The sequence below is a fragment of the Aminobacter niigataensis genome, from assembly GCF_946995915.1.
GTDB lineage: Bacteria > Pseudomonadota > Alphaproteobacteria > Rhizobiales > Rhizobiaceae > Aminobacter > Aminobacter niigataensis.
On record NZ_OX341518.1, the window covers coordinates 335,708 to 356,949 of the forward strand.

General features: G+C 63.9%; 20 protein-coding genes. 5 read left to right on the forward strand and 15 right to left on the reverse strand.

What is annotated here, in order from left to right:
* Positions 1 to 5: 5 nt before the first annotated feature.
* Entirely contained in the window at positions 6 to 1,196 is a 1,191-nt protein-coding gene (locus O1Y97_RS25870) for an aminotransferase class V-fold PLP-dependent enzyme (RefSeq protein ID WP_268738156.1), read from the reverse strand.
* A 272-nt stretch (positions 1,197 to 1,468) separates the two neighbouring features.
* Between O1Y97_RS25870 and O1Y97_RS25875 the strand changes: the two genes are divergently transcribed.
* A complete protein-coding gene (locus O1Y97_RS25875; RefSeq protein WP_268738157.1) occupies positions 1,469 to 2,737 on the forward strand; it encodes a S41 family peptidase in 1,269 nt (422 codons plus the stop codon).
* An 11-nt stretch (positions 2,738 to 2,748) separates the two neighbouring features.
* Here O1Y97_RS25875 and O1Y97_RS25880 read toward each other — a convergent pair whose 3' ends face one another.
* Positions 2,749 to 4,074 (reverse strand): NAD(P)/FAD-dependent oxidoreductase, encoded by a 1,326-nt coding sequence (locus tag O1Y97_RS25880; RefSeq protein ID WP_268738158.1) that lies wholly within the window; start codon positions 4,072 to 4,074, stop codon positions 2,749 to 2,751.
* Positions 4,075 to 4,208: 134 nt separating this feature from the next.
* Between O1Y97_RS25880 and O1Y97_RS25885 the strand changes: the two genes are divergently transcribed.
* From O1Y97_RS25885 to O1Y97_RS25895, 3 genes are read left to right on the forward strand one after another with little or no spacing between them, the layout of a single operon-like run.
* Positions 4,209 to 5,150 (forward strand): nucleoside hydrolase, encoded by a 942-nt coding sequence (locus O1Y97_RS25885; RefSeq protein WP_108610208.1) that lies wholly within the window; start codon positions 4,209 to 4,211, stop codon positions 5,148 to 5,150.
* Between the two features lie 14 nt (positions 5,151 to 5,164).
* A complete protein-coding gene (locus O1Y97_RS25890; RefSeq protein WP_108610207.1) occupies positions 5,165 to 5,761 on the forward strand; it encodes a TetR/AcrR family transcriptional regulator in 597 nt (198 codons plus the stop codon).
* 31 nt (positions 5,762 to 5,792) lie between these two features.
* Entirely contained in the window at positions 5,793 to 6,911 is a 1,119-nt protein-coding gene (locus O1Y97_RS25895) for a pyridoxal phosphate-dependent aminotransferase (RefSeq protein ID WP_159091747.1), read from the forward strand.
* Positions 6,912 to 6,981: 70 nt separating this feature from the next.
* On the opposite strand, the gene O1Y97_RS25900 is transcribed toward O1Y97_RS25895, so the two are convergent.
* The 9 genes from O1Y97_RS25900 to O1Y97_RS25940 form a co-directional block, all read right to left on the reverse strand.
* Entirely contained in the window at positions 6,982 to 8,379 is a 1,398-nt protein-coding gene (locus tag O1Y97_RS25900; protein WP_108607022.1) for an NAD(P)(+) transhydrogenase (Re/Si-specific) subunit beta, read from the reverse strand.
* A 1-nt stretch (position 8,380) separates the two neighbouring features.
* The gene (locus O1Y97_RS25905) at positions 8,381 to 8,803 is read right to left on the reverse strand and encodes a proton-translocating transhydrogenase family protein (protein ID WP_268738159.1); all 423 of its coding nucleotides are present in this window, start codon (positions 8,801 to 8,803) and stop codon (positions 8,381 to 8,383) included.
* The gene (locus O1Y97_RS25910; RefSeq protein WP_268738160.1) at positions 8,803 to 10,104 is read right to left on the reverse strand and encodes a Re/Si-specific NAD(P)(+) transhydrogenase subunit alpha; all 1,302 of its coding nucleotides are present in this window, start codon (positions 10,102 to 10,104) and stop codon (positions 8,803 to 8,805) included. Before O1Y97_RS25910 ends, O1Y97_RS25905 begins: the two co-directional genes overlap by 1 nt.
* Before the next feature lie 157 nt (positions 10,105 to 10,261).
* Positions 10,262 to 11,062, reverse strand: a complete 801-nt coding sequence (locus O1Y97_RS25915) for an ABC transporter ATP-binding protein (protein ID WP_268738161.1) — start codon at positions 11,060 to 11,062, stop codon at positions 10,262 to 10,264.
* Between the two features lie 54 nt (positions 11,063 to 11,116).
* The gene (locus O1Y97_RS25920; protein WP_183264772.1) at positions 11,117 to 11,893 is read right to left on the reverse strand and encodes an ABC transporter permease; all 777 of its coding nucleotides are present in this window, start codon (positions 11,891 to 11,893) and stop codon (positions 11,117 to 11,119) included.
* 64 nt (positions 11,894 to 11,957) lie between these two features.
* Positions 11,958 to 12,866: an ABC transporter substrate-binding protein gene (locus O1Y97_RS25925; RefSeq protein WP_245440017.1), complete on the reverse strand. Its 909-nt coding sequence runs from the start codon at positions 12,864 to 12,866 to the stop codon at positions 11,958 to 11,960.
* A 437-nt stretch (positions 12,867 to 13,303) separates the two neighbouring features.
* Complete coding sequence (locus tag O1Y97_RS25930; RefSeq protein ID WP_245440014.1) at positions 13,304 to 14,302, reverse strand: CobW family GTP-binding protein; 999 nt, start codon at positions 14,300 to 14,302, stop codon at positions 13,304 to 13,306.
* A gap of 2 nt (positions 14,303 to 14,304) precedes the next feature.
* Positions 14,305 to 14,772 carry a RidA family protein gene (locus O1Y97_RS25935; protein WP_108610201.1) on the reverse strand — a complete coding sequence of 156 codons (468 nt, stop codon included), beginning with the start codon at positions 14,770 to 14,772 and terminating at the stop codon, positions 14,305 to 14,307.
* Between the two features lie 25 nt (positions 14,773 to 14,797).
* On the reverse strand, positions 14,798 to 15,538 hold the full coding sequence (locus O1Y97_RS25940) for a GntR family transcriptional regulator (RefSeq protein ID WP_108610200.1): 741 nt from the start codon (positions 15,536 to 15,538) through the stop codon (positions 14,798 to 14,800).
* A 371-nt stretch (positions 15,539 to 15,909) separates the two neighbouring features.
* Here O1Y97_RS25940 and O1Y97_RS25945 point away from each other — a divergent pair, with 371 nt between their 5' ends.
* Positions 15,910 to 17,202: a cytosine deaminase gene (locus O1Y97_RS25945; protein WP_268738283.1), complete on the forward strand. Its 1,293-nt coding sequence runs from the start codon at positions 15,910 to 15,912 to the stop codon at positions 17,200 to 17,202.
* A 104-nt stretch (positions 17,203 to 17,306) separates the two neighbouring features.
* On the opposite strand, the gene O1Y97_RS25950 is transcribed toward O1Y97_RS25945, so the two are convergent.
* From O1Y97_RS25950 to O1Y97_RS25965, 4 genes are all read right to left on the reverse strand, one after another.
* Positions 17,307 to 18,500, reverse strand: a complete 1,194-nt coding sequence (locus tag O1Y97_RS25950) for an amidase (RefSeq protein ID WP_318764293.1) — start codon at positions 18,498 to 18,500, stop codon at positions 17,307 to 17,309.
* A 110-nt stretch (positions 18,501 to 18,610) separates the two neighbouring features.
* A complete protein-coding gene (locus O1Y97_RS25955; protein WP_268738162.1) occupies positions 18,611 to 19,600 on the reverse strand; it encodes an ABC transporter substrate-binding protein in 990 nt (329 codons plus the stop codon).
* A 455-nt stretch (positions 19,601 to 20,055) separates the two neighbouring features.
* Positions 20,056 to 21,045 (reverse strand): isochorismatase family protein, encoded by a 990-nt coding sequence (locus O1Y97_RS25960; RefSeq protein ID WP_108610197.1) that lies wholly within the window; start codon positions 21,043 to 21,045, stop codon positions 20,056 to 20,058.
* Entirely contained in the window at positions 21,042 to 21,242 is a 201-nt protein-coding gene (locus O1Y97_RS25965; protein WP_108610196.1) for a 2-hydroxymuconate tautomerase, read from the reverse strand. The genes O1Y97_RS25960 and O1Y97_RS25965 overlap by 4 nt, the downstream gene beginning before the upstream one ends.

The following is a 21,242-nucleotide window of genomic DNA, read 5'->3' on the forward strand; positions in this document are numbered from 1 at the left end:
CTGCGTCAGGCTGCTTTGGCGACGGCCGGCTGGGCCGACAGGCGGTAGTGCTCAAGGGCAGCACCGACACCGGAACCCGGCTGGACCTTGACGCCGCAGTCGCGCAGCGACATCTCGGCCGCCGAAATGGCGCCGCACATCATAACTTCGTTGACCCAGCCAAGATGGCCGATGCGGAACACCTTGCCGGCGACCTTGCTGAGACCGACGCCGAGCGAGGTCTGGTAGCCGTGGAAGGCGCGACGGACGACGTCGGCGCTGTCGATGCCTTCGGGAACCAGGATAGCGCTGACGGTGTCGGAGTTCCACTTGGCTTCCTTGGCGCAGACACGCAGGCCCCAGGCATCGACCGCCTTGCGCACGCCAGTTGCCAGGCGGTTATGACGCTCGAAGATGTTGTCGAGGCCTTCTTCCTGGATCAGGTCGAGGGCAGCGCGCAGGCCGCGCAGCAGTTGCACTGCAGGGGTGTAGGGGAAATAGCCGGTGTCGTTGGCGCGGATCTGGTCCTCGAAGGAGAAGTAGCAGCGGCCGAACTTCGCCGACTTGGCGGCGTCCAGCGCCTTCTGGCTGACCGACAGGAAGCCGAGGCCGGGCGGCAGCATGAAGCCCTTCTGCGAGCCGGAAACGGCGCAGTCAACGCCCCATTCTTCCTGGCGGAAATCGATCGAACCGGCCGACGAGACACCGTCGACGAACAGAAGTGCGGGGTGCTTGGCGGCATTGAGTGCAGCGCGCACCGCGCCGACATCGCTGGTGACGCCGGTGGCGGTTTCATTGTGGGTAACGAAGACCGCCTTGATGCGGTGTTCCTTGTCCTTGGCGAGGCGCTCGGCATAGATCTCGACCGGAACGCCCGTGCCCCACTCGGCATCGACAACGTCGACGTCGAGGCCGAAGCGCTCGGCCATGTCGACCCACAGATGCGAGAACTGGCCGAAGCGCGACATCAGCACGCGGTCGCCGGGGCTAAGCGTGTTGGTGATCGCCGACTCCCAGGCACCGGTGCCCGAGGACGGGAAGATAAAGGCACGACCGGTCTCGTTGCGGAAGACCTTCATCAGGTCAGTGAAGAGGCCGCGCGTGAAGCTCGGATAATCCGGTGCGCGCATGTCCTCCATCGGCATGTTCATCGCCTGCCGGACGGTCTCCGGAACGTTGGTCGGTCCTGGAACGAAAAGCTGATTGAAGCCGGCCATGAAAAGTCCTCCCGGAGAATGTTGCGGCGTGGTGCCTGTCTGTGGCTTTCGGAAGGATGATCGGTTTTGCCCCGATCGCTCACAACACCTGTCGGGATAGATTCGCGGACCTTGGGGCGTTGGGTGGCGCCTACTCTTTCAGATGCGCCGGCGTCCTATCGGATAGGCTGGAACCTACCCGGCGTCGTGATGGCCCACGCCCATTGCCGGCTCACGGAATGTTGTCATCGAAGGGCTCGTTCCCGTCTCGGTTCGGTCTGATAATGGCACAAATGGCGAAAACGGACCGGCCCGTGGATATAAAGGCAATTACCTTCTTCGCAGTGACCGCCTGGCTCACGCTCCAGGTTCCGCATGCGCTGGCAGACGACCCGCTGCGTTCCGGCCAGCCGGTGTTCGACCGCGCTGTCGAGTTGGTGATCGACCATCACCATGACGCGTCGGCACTCGAGCGGTTCCGAGCCACCGTGAAACAAGAGATCGCGAATGCGCCGCTTGATGCCGACACGCCGAGCATCCGCGTCGACGAGGCGATCGATGCGGTGCTTGCCAGCCTCCGCGCATCCCATACCGGACGTTTCCAGCCCGACACGATCGCCTATTTCGAGCTGGCCGACATCTTCCGCTTTGCAATCCGCAACGATCTGAGGCGGCTGTTTCCGCCTGATGGCGAGGTCAGCTACCCCGGCATCGGTATGATCGCGCAACGGGCCAACGGCTCCCTGTTCGTCAGCGATGTCTATGATGGTTCGCCGGCGGCCCGGGCCGGCATCCTGGTCGGCGATGAAGTCCTGTCTGTGGATGGCGCGCCCTATCATGAGATCGGCTCGTTCCGCGACAAGGTCGGGCGCACCGTGGACGTGCGGATACGACGAAGCACCGGCACGGAACCCGTGGCCCTGAAGGTCGCGGTGGAGCGGCTGCGCCCGCTGCGGATGTTCGAGAAAGCGATCGAAGACAGCGTGACCGTGACCAAGCGCAACGGCAAGCGCATCGGCTATGTCAGGCTGTGGACGCTTTCGGCGCCCGATGGCCTGGACATCGTCGCCCGCGAGCTTGCCACCGGCCGCCTCAAGGACGCCGACGGGCTGATCGTCGACCTGCGCGGCCGCTGGGGTGGCGGCCCCTCCGATGCGGCGGAGCTGTTCGTCGGCGACACGCCGACGTTCCGGCTCATCCAGCGCGACGGCGAGGCGACGCTTGCCAATGTGCGCTGGAGGCGGCCCGTCGTCGCCATCATAGACGAGGGCGCGCGAAGCGGGCTGGAACTCTTCGCCTATGCGCTGAAGACCAACGGCATTCCGCTCGTCGGCTCGCGGACGGCGGGCGCGTTGCTGGCCGGCCGTGCCTATCTCCTGCCCGACGACAGCCTGCTCGAAGTGGCGGTCTCGGATGCCGTCATCGGCGACGACGTGCGGCTCGAAGGGCGCGGCGTCGAGCCGGACATTCCGGTGGCGTTCAGCCTGCCTTACGCCGCGGGCCGGGACCCGCAGCGCGACGCCGCGCTGGAACAGATGCTTCGTATCCTTGCCGGCGGCTGATCCAGCCGGTGTCACACGCCCGTGGTCGGGCGATGTTTCGTGCCGTCGATGAAGCGCTCGTAGCGGAAGGCCGTGGGGTCCACCAATGGCGTGTTGCCGGTGACGAGGTCGGCCGTCAGCCGCCCCGCGGCCGGACCGATGCCGAAGCCATGGCCGGAAAAGCCTGTGGCGATCACCAGCCCCGGCAGCGAGTTGACCGGCGAGATAACCGGCACCGCATCGGGCGTGGCATCGATGAAGCCGGCCCAGCGCTGCAGCGTGGGTACTCCTTTCAATGCCGGAAAGACCTTCTCCATGTTGGCGCGGGCACGCTCCAGCGGGGCAACCGCCGGAGCGGGATCGAGCGTACGATTGCGCTCGTAGACGCTGCCTTCGCCTTCAAGCTTGGGCAAAAGCCCAAAGGGACCACCGAGAAAATCGCCGAAACGCAGACCGATCGAGCGCCATTCGCGTGACAGGATCGGCAGGAAGTCGACGAAATAGCGGAAGCTGTCCGGCGAGACATGGTGATAGCTGATCATGCCATTGGCAATGGTGTAGCCGCCGTCGAGCCGCTTGCGGTAGGCAAAACCTTCCGTCCAGGCCGCACCGTCCGGGCCGCCTTCGACCGGACCGGTGCGCATCACCGACGAGCGAACGGCAAGTTGCGGCAAGCGAATGCCGAGCGAGCGGCACAACGTGCTCGACCACGCACCTGCCGCGACAACCACCGTTCCGGCACGGATCGGGCCGTTCTCGGTGACGACGCCCGAGACACGGCCGCCTTCGGTCTCGATCTCGCGCACGGCACAGCGCAGCAGGATACGGGCGCCGGCGCGTTGGGCGGCACGCGCGATCGCGGGGGCCGCCTTCTGCGGTTCGGCCCGTCCGTCGCTCGGCGTATGCAGTGCCGCACGGAATGTCTTCTGCGCGCCGGGCATGAGATCGGCCAGTGCCCTGCCCTCGATCATCCTGGTGTCGAGGCCATAGTCGCAGGCACTCTTCAGCCAGTCGGAATGATGCTCGACGTCGCTTTCGTCCTGGCAAAGATAGAGGATGCCGGTGCGGCGAAAGCCGACGTCCTCGCCAACCAGATCCTCGATGCCGCCCCACATCTTCATCGCCTCGACGATCAGTGGCAGTTCGCGCGGGTCGCGGCCCATGCGCCGGCACCAGCCCCAGTTGCGGCTCGACTGCTCGCCGGCGACATGGCCCTTCTCGCAGACGACGACGGAAATGCCCTTGCGCGCCAGGAACAGCGCTGCGCTGACGCCGATGATGCCGCCGCCGACGATGACGACATCGGCGCTCTTTGGCTGGAGGTCGCCAGCGGGAACCGGATCGACTGGAGGCCCCATTCATTTCTCCCCGATGAGCCGACGGGAGACGTCCCGTGCCGGCTTGAAAATAACATACAGTACTGTATGCATGGCGCTCGAATTCTTGCAATGCCGCCGGAGGCTACCCGGCGATCGAACCGGGGGAAAGTGCCATGTCGCCACGCAAGATCATCATCGACACCGACCCCGGCCAGGACGACGCCTTCGCCATCCTTTTCGCGCTCGGCTCGCCGGAGCTGGAGGTGGTGGCGCTGACCACCGTCGGCGGCAACGTGCCCCTGGCGCTGACCTCGCGCAACGCGCTGCAGATCGCCGAGCTCGCCGGCCGCCCCGACGTGCCGGTCTATGCCGGCTGTTCGCGGCCGATGGTCAAGGCGCTCAAGACCGCCGAGTATGTCCATGGCCCGACCGGAATCGACGGCTGCGTCCTGCCCGAGCCGAGCCGGCCATTGCAGGACAAGCACGCTGTCAACTTCCTCGTCGACGCGCTGATGGCCGCTCCTGAAGGCGAGATCACCGTCTGCACGCTCGGGCCGATGACCAATCTTGGCATGGCCATGGTGATGGAGCCACGCATCATCCCGCGCATCCGCGAAGTCGTACTGATGGGCGGCGGCTTCTTCGAGGGCGGCAACGCGACGCCGGCCGCCGAATTCAACATCTGGGTCGACCCGCACGCGGCCGCCGTCGTGTTCGATTCCGACGTGCCTGTGACCATGGCCGGCATCGACTGCACCTACACCGCCCAGATGACGCCGGAATGGCTGCAGCAGCTGCGCGCGCTCGGCACGCGCTCGGCCATCGAGGCCGCCAACATGGCCGACTTCTATCGCCAGTACGGCTCGCACAAGTTCGCCACCGAGGCCCGCCCGATCCACGATGCCTGCGTGACCGGCTATCTCTTGGCGCCGCATCTCTACGAGCAGAAGCAGTGCAACGTCACCATCGAGCTGATGTCACCGGAGACCATCGGCATGACCGTGGTCGACTGGTGGCACGTCACCGGCCGGCGCAAGAACTGCAACGTGCTGCGCCGCATCGACGCCGACGGCTTCTTTGCGCTGATGCTGGAGCGGTTCGGCAACCTTCCCTGAGCAGGCGATGAGCCATGAAAAGCAGCGCAATCTCTGAACCACCGGCCAAGCCTGCGGCGCGGAAAACGCTGTCGCGCGAGGCGTGGATCGCCACAGCGATCGCCACGCTTGAGAAGAAGGGCATCGCCAACGTCAAGATCGACCACCTGTCCAGGCAACTGAAGGTCACGCGCGGCAGCTTCTACTTCCACTTCAAGAACCTGAAGGACCTGCTCGACAGCCTTCTCGAGCAATGGCGGCAACGCAATTGCAAGCCGTTCGAGGCGCTGATCGACCAGGAGGTCATCGACGGCCCTGCCTATTTCGACGCGGTGACCGGGGTGTGGATCAGCGAGGATCCGTTCAGCCCACGCCTCGACCTCGCCATCCGCGACTGGGCACGCAGTTCGGCCGTGATTGCCCGCAAGGTGCAGGCCCAGGACGATTTTCGCATGGCGCTGCTCGTCCGCGCCTTTGCTGCGATGGGCTACGACGATGACGAAAGCCTGATCCGCGCCCGCATCACCTACTTCCAGCAGATCGGCTACTACGCCACCCACTTCAAGGAACCGCCAGCAGACCGCAAGCGCTTCCGCTCTCTCTACACCAAGATCCTGATCGGCTCCGAATGACGGAGCCATCGGCATGAACCGAGGAAACGAAATGTCCCTGCCTGTGCCCTATCTGTCCGCGCGGACGCTGACCGTTGTCAAGAAGATCGACACGTCGGGTGCGGCGCGCGTCGTCAATCTCGGGCTCAACGAAAGCTGGCTCGGTGCGGCGCCGGGCGTGGTCGAGGCCATCCGCGAGGCAGCACCCCAGGTCTACCGCTATGCCGATCCGGGCTGCGGCACCATGCGCGCCGCCATCGGCAAGCAGTTCAACCTCAATCCGGCCCGCATCGTCTGCGGCAACGGCTCGGAGGAGCTGCTCGACGCCGTCGGCCGCGTATATGCCCGTGCCGGCGACGAGATCCTGTTCCCGGCCTATTCGTTCCTGCAGTTCGCCATCGTCGCCTATCGCCTCGGCGCCAAGGCGGTCGAAGCGCCGCTCGGACCTGACTTTTCGGTCGACGTCGATGCGCTCCTGGCCGCCGTCACGCCGGCGACCCGCGTCATCTTCCTCGCCAACCCCAACAACCCGACCGGCTCGGTGGTCCCCATGGACGAAGTGGCACGCCTGGCGCGCGAACTGCCGTCGCATGTCGTGCTGGTGCTCGATGCGGCCTACGCCGAATATGTCGATCCGGCCGAGGCCGTCGCAACCTTCGAGATCGCCGACCGCCACCCGAACGTCATCGTCACCCGCACCTTCTCCAAGGCCTACGGACTGGCGTCCGCCCGCGCCGGCTGGGCCTATGCCTATCCGGAGGTCGTCGCCGCACTGAACAACGTGCGCGGCATCGGCAACGTCAACGGCCTGGCCCAGGTGGCGGCGACGGTTGCCGTCGGCGAACAGGATTTCATCCAGCATGTCCGCGCCCGCACCGCCGAGGAACGCGACTATCTCGAAAGGGAGCTGCGCACGCTCGGTTTCGAGATCTCGCCAAGTGCTGCGAACTTCGCTTTCGTCCGCTTGCCCGGCGCGGCAGCGGGCTGGGCGCAGGCGACCGTGGCACGGCTGGCGAAGCAGGGCTTCATCATCCGCTCCAACGAGGATTACGGCCTGCCGGAATGGCTGCGCATCTCGATTGCCGACCGCGCCGATCTCGATGAAATGCTCGGCCTGCTCCGCGTCGAGGTCCGCGCCGCAAACGGCGAGCGCCTGGCCGCCGGGGCATAAGCACGAAAAAGCCCGGCTTCTGGCCGGGCTTTTTCTCGTCGTTGTTGTCGGTTGTTTCCGCTGAGCTGGCTCAGTGGTCCATGGCCTTGACGATTTCTTCGGTCATCTTCTTGGCGTCGCCGAGCAGCATCATGGTGCCGTCCTTGTAGAACAGCGTGTTGTCGATGCCGGCGTAGCCGGAGCCGAGGCTGCGCTTGACGAACAGGCAGGTGCGGGCCTTGTCGACGTCGAGGATCGGCATGCCGTAGATCGGGCTGTTCTTGTCATCGCGTGCCGACGGGTTGGTGACGTCGTTGGCGCCGATGACATAGGCGACGTCGGCCTGGGCGAACTCTGAGTTGATGTCTTCGAGCTCGAAGACCTCGTCGTAAGGCACGTTGGCCTCGGCCAAGAGCACGTTCATGTGGCCGGGCATGCGGCCAGCGACCGGGTGGATGGCGTATTTGACCTCGACGCCATTGGCCTTGAGCTTGTCGGTCATCTCGCGCAGCGCATGCTGGGCCTGCGCCACCGCCATGCCGTAGCCCGGCACGATGATGACCTTCTGGGCGTTCATCATCAGGAAGGCGGCGTCGTCTGCCGAACCCTGCTTGACGGTGCGCTCGATGCCGTCGTCGGCGACAGCCGCCGTCTCGCCGCCGAAGCCACCGAGAATGACCGAGATGAACGAACGGTTCATGCCCTTGCACATGATGTAGGACAGGATCGCACCCGACGAGCCGACCAGCGCACCGGTGATGATCAGCGCCAGATTGCCGAGGGTGAAGCCGAGGGCGGCCGCTGCCCAGCCCGAATAGGAGTTGAGCATGGAGACGACCACCGGCATGTCGGCGCCGCCGATCGGCACGATGAGCAGCACGCCGAGCACCAGCGACACCGCCACGATCAGCCAGAACACCGTCGTCGACTGCGTCGTCACCAGCATGACGATGAGCACGACAAGGGCGATGCCCAGCGCGGCGTTGATGAAGTGGCGGCCGGGCAGCATGATCGGCTTGCCCGACATGCGGCCGTCAAGCTTGAGGAAGGCGATGACCGAGCCGGTGAAGGTGATGGCGCCGATGGCGACACCCAGGCTCATCTCGACCAGGGCCTGGCCGTGGATCGCCCCGACCGAGCCGATGCCAAAGCTTTCCGGCGCATAGACGGCGGCGGCCGCCACCATCACCGCGGCCATGCCGACGAGGCTGTGGAAGGCTGCGACCAGCTGCGGCATCGAGGTCATGGCGATGCGCCGCGCGGTGACCGCACCGACGCCGCCGCCGATGGCGAGGCCGAGCACGATCAGGCCGAGGCCGGCCAGCGTGGGCTTGGCCAGCGCCAGCGTGGTGGCGATGGCGATGCCCATGCCGATCATGCCGTAGGTGTTGCCCTGGCGGGAGGTGGTCGGATGCGACAGGCCGCGCAGCGCCAGGATGAACAGGATGCCGGAGACCAGGTAGAGGAAGGAAGCGAGGTTCAGGGTCACGTCACTTGTCCTTCTTCTTGTACATCGCCAGCATGCGCTGGGTGACGAGGAAGCCGCCGAAGATGTTGACCGAGGCGAGCACCAGGGCAATGAAGCCGAAGCCGGTGGCAAGCCCGGAGGCTGCGATGCCGACGGCGAGCAGCGCCCCGACCACGATCACCGAGGAGATCGCGTTGGTGACCGCCATCAGCGGCGTGTGCAAAGCCGGCGTCACCGACCAGACGACGTAGTAGCCGACGAAGATAGCCAGCACGAAGATGGCGAAGCGGAACACGAACGGGTCGATCGCCCCGCCGCTCAGCGCATGTGCGGCATCGCCCGCGGCGTCCGCCGCACCTTGGCTGGTGGCGAGATCCTGGATGCCGAGCCGGACGGCACCAACCGCCTGGTCGAGCTGGTCGAGGGCTTTTTGAAGACCTTCCATCACGCGTCTCCCTGCTTGGCCGGCTTCTTGGCGGTGGTTTTCTGGGCAGTGGTCTTTTTGGCAGCGGCCGGTTTTTCGGCCTTGGCCGCACCGTCGCTTGCCGGGTCGTCGCCGCGGTTCTGGCCCGCAACGACCGGCTTGGGCTTGTCCGCTGCAGCCGCTGCCGCGGCATTGGCGAAGTTGGGGTGAACGACCTTGCCTGCGTCGGTCAGCATCGTTGCCTTGACCAGTTCGTCGTCGCGGTTGATGGCGATCTGCTTGGTCGTCTTGTCGACCATGGTCTCGAGGAAGGCGAACAGGTTCTTGGCATAAAGCAGCGAGGCCGAGGCCGCGACACGGCCCGGCACGTTGAGATGGCCGACGATCTTGGCCCCGTTGGCGGTGGTGACGACCTTGCCAGGCACCGCACCCTCGACATTGCCGCCGCGCTCGACGGCGAGGTCGACAAGCACCGAACCCGGCTTCATCGAGGCGACCATGGCCGCCGACACCAGCTTCGGCGCCGGACGGCCCGGGATCAGGGCCGTGGTGATCACGATGTCCTGCTTGGCGATGTGCTCAGCGGTGAGTGCCGCCTGCTTGGCCTGGTATTCCTTCGACATCTCCTTGGCGTAGCCGCCGGCGGTCTCGGCTGCCTTGAACTCCTCGTCCTCGACCGCCAGGAACTTGGCGCCGAGCGAGGCGACCTGCTCCTTGACCGCCGGACGCACGTCGGTGGCGGTCACGATCGCACCCATGCGGCGGGCGGTGGCGATCGCCTGCAGGCCGGCGACGCCGACGCCCATGATGAACACTTTCGCCGCCGGCACAGTGCCGGCCGCGGTCATCATCATCGGCAGCGCGCGGTCATATTCGGCGGCACCGTCGATCACCGCCTGGTAGCCGGCAAGGTTCGCCTGCGACGACAGCACGTCCATCACCTGGGCGCGGGTGATGCGCGGCATGAACTCCATGGCAAACGCCGTGACGCCTGCCTTGGCCATCGCCGCGACCGCGGCGTCGTTGCCATAGGGATCCATGGTGGCCAGCACCGCGGCACCTGGCTTGTAGCCCTTGAGCTCGGCTTCGGAAGGACGGCGCACCTTGAGCACGACATCCGCCTTGCCGGCATCGGCGGCCTTGCCGATCTTGCCGCCGACCGCAGTGAAATCGGCATCGGGGATGCGCGACAAGGTCCCTGCCCCGCTCTCCACCACAACCTCGAAACCAAGCCCGACAAGGCGTTTCACCGTATCCGGCGAAGCACCAACCCGGCTCTCAATCGCATCAATCTCTCTCGGTATGAATATCGTTCCAGGCATCCGGGCTCTCCGCGCAACTGGTCGCCCGCCGGGAAAATGTCCCGGCGGCGTTCATGTCTTTTCTGTCGCAATTGCCGATTGGCGGATCGGCCGAACCGATCGGGGCGTCAGGTGCCCAGCGGGCCCGAAAATCGTCGCCGGTTTCCGGGCCTGTACACTAGTGGGCGACCAGAATGCCCTTGGCCTCGAAGATCGCGCGGATCTGCCGGACGTAGCCGTGATAATCCTTGTCTTCGTGGGTCTTGCTCCACTGCCGCGGGCGCGGCAGATCGATCTTGAGGTCGAGGTCGACGCGGCCGGGACGCGGCGACATCACCAGCACGCGGTCGGCGAGGAACACCGCCTCATCGATGCCGTGGGTGATGAATAGCACCGTGTTGCCAAGCCTGAGCCACATCGACTGCAGATCCATGATCATCTGTTCGCGCGTCAGCGCGTCGAGCGCGCCGAACGGCTCGTCCATCAACAGCAGTCCCGGCTCCTGGATCAGCGCCCGGCAGATCGCCACGCGCTGGCGCATGCCGCCGGAGAGCTCGGAGGGATACTTGTTGCCGAAGCCTTCGAGGCCGACTTGGGCCAGCAATTCTTCAGCACGTTGCCTGTATTTCGCGGCATCGAGCTTCTTGATCTCGATCGGCAGCAGGATGTTGTCGAGCACCGTGCGCCAGTAGAGCAACAGATCCGACTGGAACACGACGCCGGTTTTCGGATGCGGCCTGCTGACGCCATCTCCGTCGATGGAGATGCTGCCGGTCGAGGCGGGCGTCAGGCCCGCAAGAAGCGAAAGCAGCGTGCTCTTGCCGCAACCGCTCGGCCCGACGACGGCAACAAAGCTGCCGGGCTCGATCCTGAGATCGATCTTGTCGAGGGCGAGGACGTCATCGTCCTCGCGTGTCTTGTAGATCTTGGAAAGCCGGGAAATGTCGACCGCCGCGCCAGTCTGGATAGTGGCACTCATGGAATTGCCTCACTGAACCTGTATTCGTTGTTGCCGGACCGATTGAAGGGCCGGTTATTTGGCGGAGTCGCGCTTGTAGGTGACGCGGGACTCGATGGTGTCGATGATGAAATAGAGCATCACGCCAAGTCCCGAGATCGCCACCACGGTGGCGAAGTTGAGCGTCGTGTCGAACTGCGAATTGGCCTGGAGCTGCAGGTAGCCAAGACCGCGCTCGGCAGCAACATACTCGCCGATGACCGCACCGATGACCGCAAGCGACACCGCTACCTTGAAGCCGCCGAAAATATTCGGCAGTGCTGCTGGCAGGCGAACCTTGAAGAACGTCTGCCATTCGCCGGCACCCATCGAGCGGACGAGATTGACCAGGTTCTTGTCGAGCGACTGCAGGCCGACGACGGTGGAAATGACGATCGGGAAGAACGAGATCAGGAAGGCCAGCGTGATCTTGGGCGCCCAGCCATAGCCGAGATAGAGCACCAGCAGCGGCGCCAGCGCTACCTTGGGCACCGTCTGCAATGCCACCAGGATCGGGTAGATGGCACGTTCGAAAGCCCTGGAATAGAAGATCGACAGCGCCAGGGGGATGCCGACCAGCACCCCCATGGCAAAGCCGACGACCACTTCAAAAAGCGTGACATAGCCATGGGTGGCGAGCAGCGGCAGCTCGTTGACGATCCGCGTGGCGATAGCCAGCGGGGTCGGCAGGACGAACTCCGACAGCCCCGACAACGGAACCAGAATCTGCCAGGCGCCGAGCAGAACGACCGCGAGGATAAGCGCCGAGTAACGCTCCAGCCAGGGTCCTCGCGATTTTTTCTTGCTGCTCATGTTGTTGCCTTGCTTTTTCTGCGCCTGACCGGCGCCGATTACATCCGTGCTCGCCACCGTAGCCTCACTGCGTCAGAAGATCATTGGTATAAAAGGTCGAGATGGGCTTCGGTTCACCGATCTCGTCGACGCTACCGATCAGCTTGAGCGCATCGGCAATCGTCTTCTCATCGACCCATCCAAGAGGCTTGCCCGTGGATGCCGGAATGGACTTTGAAGTCGCCTCGACCTGCTCGCGGACGACCTTGTCGGAAGGCCCAGCCTGCCATACCGCCTTCAAAGCGGCGGTCGCAGCGGCAGGATCGCTGCGCGACATTTCGATTGCCTTGCTGGTGACGGAAAGGAAGTTGCGAAGCACGTCGCCCTTCTTCTCCACACCGTCGGCGCTGGCGACAACGGCCAGGCCGGGAACTGCGAGGCCGAATTCCTCCATGTCGAGGACAGCGAAATTGGTCGAGGTCTTGTCGATGAGAACAGGAAGATCGCTTGTGCGGTACACGCCAACCACGTCGACCTTCTTCTGCACGAACTGCGGAATGCGGGTCTGGCTGTCCATCTGGATCTTATTTACCTTCTTGCAGTCGATATTATTCACACTGCAGAAGACATCCATGTAGGCCGTCGACGTTTCGCCGATCGAGCTTGCGATGGACTTGCCCTCGAGATCGCTTGGCTTGACCACCGGATTCTCGGGATGAGAAATAAGGACAACGGGCGCGGCCGGCTGGTAAAGAGAAATAATCTTGACCGGCATGCCTTTCTGGATTGCCGTGATCGCAAATATTCCAGGAACCACTGCAAGGTCTTCCTGGCCCTGAAGTAGGGCCGCGAGGGCCGCCTGCGCGCCAGCGCCTTCACCGAGCGTCACATTGAGGCCGGCATCCTTGTAGAGGCCTTTTTCCTGCCCCAGGTAGAAGAAGCCGTATTCGCCCTTCAGCTTCCAGCTGAAACGTAGATTGATGTCCTCGGCCATCGCACTGTGGCTTGCCAGGACGGTGGCTATGGCAGCGGTCGCGGCCAGAGCCGTGCCGCGAATGAGACCTGTGACGTACAACATTTCTCTCCTCCCTAAACGAGCACCGACTGGCGCCCCCTATGGCCCGAAGGCCTGCCTCTCTCCCCCGAACAAGGCGCGACAGCTCACGCTCTCGATCCTCATTCTTGATCTCATAGTGTGATCACAATTGAACTTTGTCAAGCGCCGAATCTAAGCTCGCCTCTAACAAATGTCGGGCGTTCTGCTGGCACTTCGCAGCCGCGCGACCTCTCCCGCAAGCACCGGAAATCGCTTCTGGATTCGCCACGCGTCGCGACGTCGCGACCGAGCCTCGGCACGGCTTAGCGCGCGCAGCCGTCAGGGCCGACACAAAAATGTTTGGGCAAAAGTCGGACGCCAGCGGCTTCGGATCGTCAGTGCGCGGTGGCGAATGTGCTCGGCAACGAATTCTCGATCGCGGCGCGGGTCAGGTCGCGGGCAATGAAAACCAGCCAGCCATGCGGCATGCCATCCGGCCAGCGCTCCAGATACTCCGGCGGATAAACGACGTGCTGGACGCCGTGGATGACAACCGGACGCGCATCGCCCTTGACCGGCAGCAGGCCCTTCACGCGAAGGATCGATTGGCCGCGACCGGCCAGAAGCAGTTCGAGCCAGTCGACGAAAGCAGGCCAGTCCACCTCTCGCGTCACTTCGACCGTGAAGGTATCGATGCCGTCGCTGTGCTTGCCCAAGGCTGGTGTGTCGGCCATTTCGAAATGGCGCGGCTGCCAGCTTTCTTCGTGATCGAAGATGTCGGCCGCGCTTGGCATGCTTGCGCGGCTGGAGACAAGCTGCCTGACCTGAGGGTTGACCTTGCCGACATCCTGGCCAAGCGCGTCGAGCCGCCAGGGCTCGACGAGATCCGACTTGGTGATGACGACGCAATCGGCAAGCGCGACCTGCTGCACCGCTTCGGCGAAGCTGCCGATGCTGTTGGCGCCGCTGACGCCGTCGACGGTGGCAACGATGCTGCCCGCCCGATAGCCGCGACGAAGCTGAAGATCGCTCATCACCGCCTGCATGATCGGTGCGGGATCGGCGAGGCCCGTGGTTTCAACCACGACCCGGCGGAAAGGCGCCACCTCGCCGCGACGAACCATCGCCAGAAGGTCCGCCAATGTGGAAACGAGATCATCGCGCACCGCGCAGCACAGGCAGCCCGAGGATAACAGCACGGCGTCCTCGGATACTTCCCGCACCAACAGGTGGTCGAGCCCGACTTCGCCGAACTCGTTGATGATCACGGCCGTATCGGCGAGATCCGGCCCGCCGAGCAGATGCCTCAGGAAGGTCGTCTTGCCGCTGCCCAGGAAGCCGGTCAGCACATGGACCGGAATTCTGTCGTCAATCGTCGAAGCGGCAGGCTGCACGGTCAGTTGACCTCGAAGATCGCGTCGACTTCGACTGGCACGTTGCGTGGCAGCGAATAACACCCGACGGCAGCACGGGCATGGCGCCCTGCCTCGCCGAACACGTCGACCATCAGGTCGGATGCGCCGTTGATGACCTTGGGGTGATCCTTGAAGTCAGGCTCGGCATTGACGAAGCCGCCGAGGCGGATGACGCCGACAACGCGATCGAGATCGCCATCGAGCGCCTGCTTGAGCTGGGCCAGGATGTTGACGGCGCAGAGCCGGGCCGCCGCCTGGCCTTCCTCGACCGTGTAGTCGGAGCCGAGCTTGCCGGTGTATTTGTCCTTGCCGGCCTCGCTCGGCACCTGGCCGGAAATGTAGACCTGGTTGCCCAGGCGGCGCGCCGGCACGTAATTGGCGGCAGGAGCCACGGTTGCCGGCAGGCTGATGCCCAGGCGCGCGAGATTTTGTTCAAACTTACCCGCCATGGTGCGGTCCTCCCAGATCGTGATTTCAGTAGTCGAATTGCAGTTCCGGCCCCTGCGCGAAGGGCAGCTCGATGCCCTGCGAACCGGCGACGCTGAGCAGCGCCTTGCAGGTGGTGCGGATGTCGTGGACGATGCCCTTCTTGGCAGCAGTCGCGTTGCCATCCTTCAGCGCGGCAAGAATGTCTTCGTGGTCGGAGGCATTCCACGGCATCGATGGGATCAGCAGCGACATGTACATGGTCGGGCCGAACTGCAGCCACAGGGATTCGATCAGCGGCATCAGCACTTCGGAATCCGCAGCCTCGTAAACCGTGAAATGGAATTTCTGGTTATAGGACAGGCAGTTCAGGATATCGCGCTTTTCGATCGCCACGAGCAGTTGCTTGTTGAGGCTGGTCAGTTGGCTGATCAGGGCAGGTGTCACCTTCTTGGCGGCAAGCTCGGTCGCCATGCCTTCGAGCATCTCGCGCACGGCGAAAAGATCGCTGAGCTTTTCCGGTCCCAGCCGCGGCACACGCACCGAACCGCCCTTGGTCTCCTCCAGGGCATTCGCCGCAACCAGCCGGCTCAGCACTTCGCGAACCGGCATCGGGCTGGTGCCAAAACCTGCCGCCAGCTTGCGCAGGCTCATCACCTGGCCGGGCAGGAATGCGCCCACCATCAGCCCGCGGCGCATATAGCTCAGCACGTGCTCGTGGACGTGACCGCGCGCCGGCTTGACGGCATCTTTGTCGCCGTTGGCGCCTTCGACTTTGTCTATCCGCATTCCGCTTCTCCGCCTCTCGCCAATTTCCTCAAGAGTTGCGCTGTACGAGGAACGACGTTGCTGCGGTCGGCCGCAGACAGACGCCGGCCGGGGGCAGAAATTGACAGGCCGCAATCTGTGATCTCATATTGTGATCAATAAATGATCTTTCCCTGAACGGCAACCTTTAACTGCCGCCGGTCGGCCGAGCGAATTGGTGCCTGCCCACGCTGTCGGGTTGCGGCATTCCTGCCTCAGCCTGAATTGGCGACAACGCGGTTTTCAATGGCAAAGGCCGTGACAATTGCAAAGGAATATCGATGACCATAGCTGCACCTGACCAAGTATCCCTGCGCGAAACGATCACCGCAGCCGCAGTGCATGGGCGATACATGCTGCGCAATGTCCGTCTCAACAATGCAGTCACAGGAACAGGTGCCATCGAAACCGCGGGGGCCGAGTTCTTTCTCGCTGACCTGACTGTAGAGCACGGCAAGATATTGGCAATAACCCCGGCGGCCATTCACCCCCATCCGGCGGGCATCATTTCGCTCGACGCCGGAGGCCGTATCGTGCTGCCGACCTTCGTCGATTGCCACACGCATCTCGACAAGGGCCACATCCTGCCGCGAACGCCAGGTGCCGACGGGTCTTTCCCCGGCGCCATGAGTTCCACAGGCGCCGACCGGCTGGCCAACTGGAATGCCGAAGACGTTGCCCGGCGCATGGACTTCGCTTTGCGTTGCGCCCAGCACTACGGGACATCAGCCATGCGCACGCATCTCGATTCGGCGCCGCCACAGGATGCGATCTCGTGGCCTGTCTTCGGGCAGATGCGCGAAGCGTGGCGGGGCAGGATCGACCTGCAGGCAGTCTGCCTCGTCGGCATCGACTTTGCCCGCAACGAAGCCGCCCTCGATGCCCTGGCGCAGCGCGTGGCGGCAGCCGGAGGCGTATTTGGCGCCGTCGCATTCCCCGTGCCCGACATCGATGCACTGCTCGACCGCATGTTCGCGACGGCGACCCGGTACGGCCTCGACCTGGATTTCCACGCTGACGAAACGGCCGATCCGGCGGCCAACTCCTTGCATCGCATCGCCGAGGCAGGGCTGCGGGCGCGTTTTTCGGGCAAGGTGCTTGTCGGCCACTGCTGTTCGCTCGCCACGCAGGACAGTTCGATCGTCGACAGGACGCTAGACACGGTCGCGGCCGCCGGACTTGCGGTCGTGTCGCTGCCGATGTGCAATCTCTACCTGCAGGACAGGCGCCACGACGGCACCACGCCGAGATGGCGGGGCGTCACCCTGTTGCACGAGATGAGGCGCCGCGGCATTGCGGTCGCGCTCGGCTCCGACAACACGCGTGACCCGTTCTATGCCTATGGCGATCTGGACATGATGGAGACCTATCGGATGGGGACCCGGATCCTGCACCTCGACCACGAGGTGGGAGACTGGCCGAGAGCGGTATCGGCAACGCCTGCTTCCGTCATGCGCCTCGACGGGAGGGGCATGATGGGCGAAGGCCTAGCAGCCGACTTCATCTTGTTCGAAGGGCGCTGCTGGTCGGAATTGCTGTCGCGGCCCGAAAGCAACCGCATCGTCATTCGCAGCGGCGCGCCCATCGCCTCGCCGCTTCCCTCCTATGGGGAACTGGACGATCTCGTCGGCCTGGCTCCGCGCTGAACGACAAAACGCAATTCGGCTGCCGGGTGAACCGGCGGCCGAGGTCCTCAAGTTGTCTGCTGTGGATCGGGCTCGCGCCCGCCCGACCGCGCGAACCCAGCCTACTACCCGAAGATCATGCGCGCCGCCGCCATGAGCGACAGGTCCGAACCGCGGGGGCCGATCAGCGAAACGCCATAGGGAGCTCCGTCCACCTTGCCCGCCGGCAGCACTATCTGCGGAAGGCCGGCGAGACCGGCGACGCAAAGCAGGGTCATCGCGTCGTGGCGGTAGCCGTCGAAAACCTCGCCTGGCGCGTCCAGGCGGAACGGCGCATCGTGAACCGCGGGCGCCAGGAGGATGCCATCCCGCCCCAGCAGATCGTCCATCCTTTGCCGGAAGCTGTCCCGGATACGGTTGGCCGCGAGTTGGTCATCGTCGGTCAATGACATGGCATAGGCATATCGCTCATCAAGTCCACGCGAGCGCGGCATGCCGGACGCGGTCATCCACGAAATGACGGACTTTCTGGTGTCCCAGGCCTGCAGCTTGCGAAACGCTTCGTAGACCGCGCTCACGCCGGGTCCCGCATAGACCGACGCCGGTGTCGCACCAAGATGAGCGAAAGCCTGGTCAAAGACCGCCCGGGGCCCGCCGGCGAGCCTGTCCGCCATGTCCTTTGCCAGCAGGAGCCGAGGCTGGGCGGGCAAGACGATGTCGTCGTCGCCCAGGACCACCTTTCCGGCAGCCTCGAGCGTGTCGATGTCGCGCGCGAAGAGGCCGAATGTATCGAAGCTCGCGGCCAGATCCATGCAGCCGGCGAGCGACACGCGACCGTGGGTCGGACGGAAACCCCACACCCCGCAGAAACTGGCGGGAAGGCGCACCGAGCCACCCGTATCCGTTCCGATGCCGATGTCAGCCAGGTTCGCAGCAACGGCAACAGCGGAGCCGGAAGACGAGCCTCCAGGCACGCGATCTGGAGCAGCGGGGTTTACCGGCGTACCGAAATGGGCGTTCACACCATAGAGCGACCACGCCAGTTCGTCGGTGTGGGTCTTGCCGACAAAGCGGGCGCCTGCGTCGAGCAGGCGCTGAACGGCAGGAGCCGTTCGGGCCTTCACATCGCTCTCGGCCAGCATGAGCGGACATCCGCATCCGGTGCGGTATCCGGAGACATCAAACAGGTCCTTCACCGCAAGGCGCAGCCCCGCAAGCGGCCCAATGCCGGCATTGAGCACTTCGACCGCCCCATAAGGCATGAAGGCGCGAAAATGATCTTGTTGCGGCGACATAAATGCTTCCTGGAAATTGTTCATTCTCGCCGGCTCGACCACGGTCGAACCGGCGCTTAAGCGGCGCAGATCGCATATGCGCATCGGCGCGTTCAGTCTTTCAGTCTTTCAGTCGCCGAGGCGGGCGGTCGGCCTCACTCACCCAGCAGTTCGTTGGTGTAGAAGTCCGAAAGCGGCCGGGGCGTGCCGATATCATCGACGCTGCCGATCAGCTTCAGCGCGTTGGCGATGACCTTCTCGTCGACCCAACCGACCGGGGTGCCCCCGGACGTCGTGAACGATGCCGCCGTCGTCTCGATCTGCCGCTGGAGGACCTGATCCGAAGGCCCTGCCTTCCATACCGCCTTCAATGCGGCTGCCGTTCCCGCCGGGTCGGCCCGCATCATTTCGATTGATTTGGCGTTGGCGGCCAGGAAGCTGCGCAAGGCATCTCCATTCTTGGCGATACCCTCATCGCTGGCGACAATCGCCTCGCCGAGCACGGACAGGCCATAGTCGCTCATGTTGAGGGTCACGAACTTCGCTCCGGCCTTGTCCTCGAGCACCGGCAAATCGTTGTTGCGGTAGACGCTGACGACGTCGACCTGCCTCTGCAGGAACTGGGGAACGCGCGTCTGCGAATCCATCTGGATCTTGTTGATCTTGGTGCAGTCGACACTGTTGATCTCGCAGAAGGCGCCGAGATAGGACGTGCCGGTCTCCCCCACCGCATGCGCGATGGTCTTGCCTTCCAGATCTTTCGGCGTGTTGACCGGATTGTCGGGATGCGAGATCAGCGCAAGCGGGGTCGAAGGCTGGTAGACCCCGATGATCTTGACCGGCATGCCTCTCTGGATCGCCGATACGGCAAAGATCCCAGGCATCACCACCACGTCTTCCTGGCCCTGGATCAACCCACCCAGTGCGGCCTGCGAACTGGCCCCCTCGCCGAGCTTCAGTTCCAGCCCGGCGTCCTTGTACACGCCCTTCTGATCGCCGAGATAGAAGAAGCCATACGCGCCACTCAGCTTCCAGCTGAAACGGACTTTGAACTCCTCGGCCATCGCACCGTGAGATGCGAAAGCAGTGACGACGGCAGCAGTGGCGGCAAGCGCCAGGCTACGTATGAGACCTTTGCGATACAACGTTTCTCTCCTCCTTTTTGCGGCATCGTGCGGGGCCGACACGGCCCGGCACGCGCGTCTCTATCCTCCAAGAGACGCGGCAGAATTGCGTGCCCAGTCCATTCTTGATCTCATCGTGTGATCACAATTCATTGGTGTCAAGGCAAGAATATGGTCCGGCCAAAAAGTAGTTTTGCTAGCGGCGACTGTACTTCTGAGTAGTAAAACTCAGGCTGGCAGTTCCGGATTGCAAACAGCATCCGGCCAAATGTATGGACGACTTGCCATCAACTTTGCCGCCCGGCGGGATGCCGACCTCAACCCTGCAAGATCCTGATCATGGCGTCGCCTGGATAGGCGACTTTCCGGCGCCGACCGCCAGCAGCGATCTTTCGGCCTGGCATGTGCCGCAGCTCAAACGCAATTCGGCCGCCGGGCGAGCCGGCGGCCGAATGCACTCTTGAGAAATGCCAGGATCAGGCGGTGGCGCCGACCTGGTAGAGCTCGACCTTGGTGCCGTCGGGATCGGCGATATAGATCGTCAGCCCGTAGGGCCCGTCATGCAGCTCGTTGAAGTAGCGCACGCCGGCCTTCTTCAGCTTGGCGTCCAGAGCGCGGACGTCATTGACCTCGAAGGCAATGTGGTCGAGCTGGCGATGGTCGCTCGTCTTGCCGTGGATCAGGGCGATACCCTGGTGGAAGGCGGTGAACGGACGGCCGTCGGCGAGCGGCTTGGCCTGCCGGATCGTGAAGCCGAGCTGGTTGGTGTAGAACGCCACCGACGTGTCGATGTCGTTGACCATGATCAGCTGGTGGCCGTAGTTGGTGACGCGCGGCTTGACCTGTTCGCCGATCCAGTCGAGCACCTCCGAGGAGGGCGCGATCTCGCAGAAATATTGCTTCCAGATCTGCTTGGCGGTTGCTTCCCACTCGGCGTTGACGCCCGACACGCAGTCGTCGACGGCAATCACGTCGAGATCGCGCAGATAGGCTTCGCGGATCGAGGTCTCGACGCAGGCATTGGTGGTCGCGCCGGTGACGAACAGATGCTGGGTGCCCAGCATCTTCAGCATCATTTCGAGGCGGGTTTCATAGAATGCGCCGAAGCGATGCTTGCGGATGACGAAGGCCGGATCGAAATCGGCGAGCGGCTTCAGCTCGTCGATGATCTGCTCGTCCCAGCTGCCGGCCAGCGCCGATACCTGCTTGCGCCGTGCGGTATGGCCGAGCAGCTTCTTCTTGGCGCGGTTCTGGTCGACGGCGAAGTGTTCCTGCATCGTCCAGATGACCGGAATGCCGGTATCCTGGCAGCGCTTGATCAGCTTGGCCAGCGGCGGCACGATCGAGGACAGGCGCTTGGTGTCGACGCCCGAAATACCGAGCGTGCCCTTTTCGTGGATGAAGGCGTTCTGCAGGTCGATGACCAGCAGTGCCGACTTGCGGTAGTCGAGGGCTTCGAGGCTCATTTCTTGTGCTCCACCATGTCGATGCCGAGCACGCCACCGCGGCCCCAGCTGTCCTTGGGCGTCTCGTGAATCACGACGTGCAGGTGATCGGGCTTGCAGGCAGCCTCATCGACCATGGCCTTGGTGATGGCTTTGACGAGATTGCGCTTCTGCTCGACAGTGCGCCCTTCCCACATTTCTACGACGACGAACGGCAT

Excerpts from the sequence above, each read along its gene's own strand:
- O1Y97_RS25870 (WP_268738156.1), bottom strand. The coding sequence starts at position 1,196 with ATGGCCGGCTTCAATCAGCTTTTCGTTCCAGGACCGACCAACGTTCCG.
- O1Y97_RS25875 (WP_268738157.1), top strand. The coding sequence starts at position 1,469 with ATGGCGAAAACGGACCGGCCCGTGGATATAAAGGCAATTACCTTCTTC.
- O1Y97_RS25880 (WP_268738158.1), bottom strand. The coding sequence starts at position 4,074 with ATGGGGCCTCCAGTCGATCCGGTTCCCGCTGGCGACCTCCAGCCAAAG.
- O1Y97_RS25885 (WP_108610208.1), top strand. The coding sequence starts at position 4,209 with ATGTCGCCACGCAAGATCATCATCGACACCGACCCCGGCCAGGACGAC.
- O1Y97_RS25890 (WP_108610207.1), top strand. The coding sequence starts at position 5,165 with ATGAAAAGCAGCGCAATCTCTGAACCACCGGCCAAGCCTGCGGCGCGG.
- O1Y97_RS25895 (WP_159091747.1), top strand. The coding sequence starts at position 5,793 with ATGTCCCTGCCTGTGCCCTATCTGTCCGCGCGGACGCTGACCGTTGTC.
- O1Y97_RS25905 (WP_268738159.1), bottom strand. The coding sequence starts at position 8,803 with ATGGAAGGTCTTCAAAAAGCCCTCGACCAGCTCGACCAGGCGGTTGGT.
- O1Y97_RS25910 (WP_268738160.1), bottom strand. The coding sequence starts at position 10,104 with ATGCCTGGAACGATATTCATACCGAGAGAGATTGATGCGATTGAGAGC.
- O1Y97_RS25915 (WP_268738161.1), bottom strand. The coding sequence starts at position 11,062 with ATGAGTGCCACTATCCAGACTGGCGCGGCGGTCGACATTTCCCGGCTT.
- O1Y97_RS25920 (WP_183264772.1), bottom strand. The coding sequence starts at position 11,893 with ATGAGCAGCAAGAAAAAATCGCGAGGACCCTGGCTGGAGCGTTACTCG.
- O1Y97_RS25925 (WP_245440017.1), bottom strand. The coding sequence starts at position 12,866 with ATGGCCGAGGACATCAATCTACGTTTCAGCTGGAAGCTGAAGGGCGAA.
- O1Y97_RS25935 (WP_108610201.1), bottom strand. The coding sequence starts at position 14,772 with ATGGCGGGTAAGTTTGAACAAAATCTCGCGCGCCTGGGCATCAGCCTG.
- O1Y97_RS25940 (WP_108610200.1), bottom strand. The coding sequence starts at position 15,538 with ATGCGGATAGACAAAGTCGAAGGCGCCAACGGCGACAAAGATGCCGTC.
- O1Y97_RS25945 (WP_268738283.1), top strand. The coding sequence starts at position 15,910 with ATGCTGCGCAATGTCCGTCTCAACAATGCAGTCACAGGAACAGGTGCC.
- O1Y97_RS25950 (WP_318764293.1), bottom strand. The coding sequence starts at position 18,500 with ATGAACAATTTCCAGGAAGCATTTATGTCGCCGCAACAAGATCATTTT.
- O1Y97_RS25960 (WP_108610197.1), bottom strand. The coding sequence starts at position 21,045 with ATGAGCCTCGAAGCCCTCGACTACCGCAAGTCGGCACTGCTGGTCATC.
- O1Y97_RS25965 (WP_108610196.1), bottom strand. The coding sequence starts at position 21,242 with ATGCCGTTCGTCGTCGTAGAAATGTGGGAAGGGCGCACTGTCGAGCAG.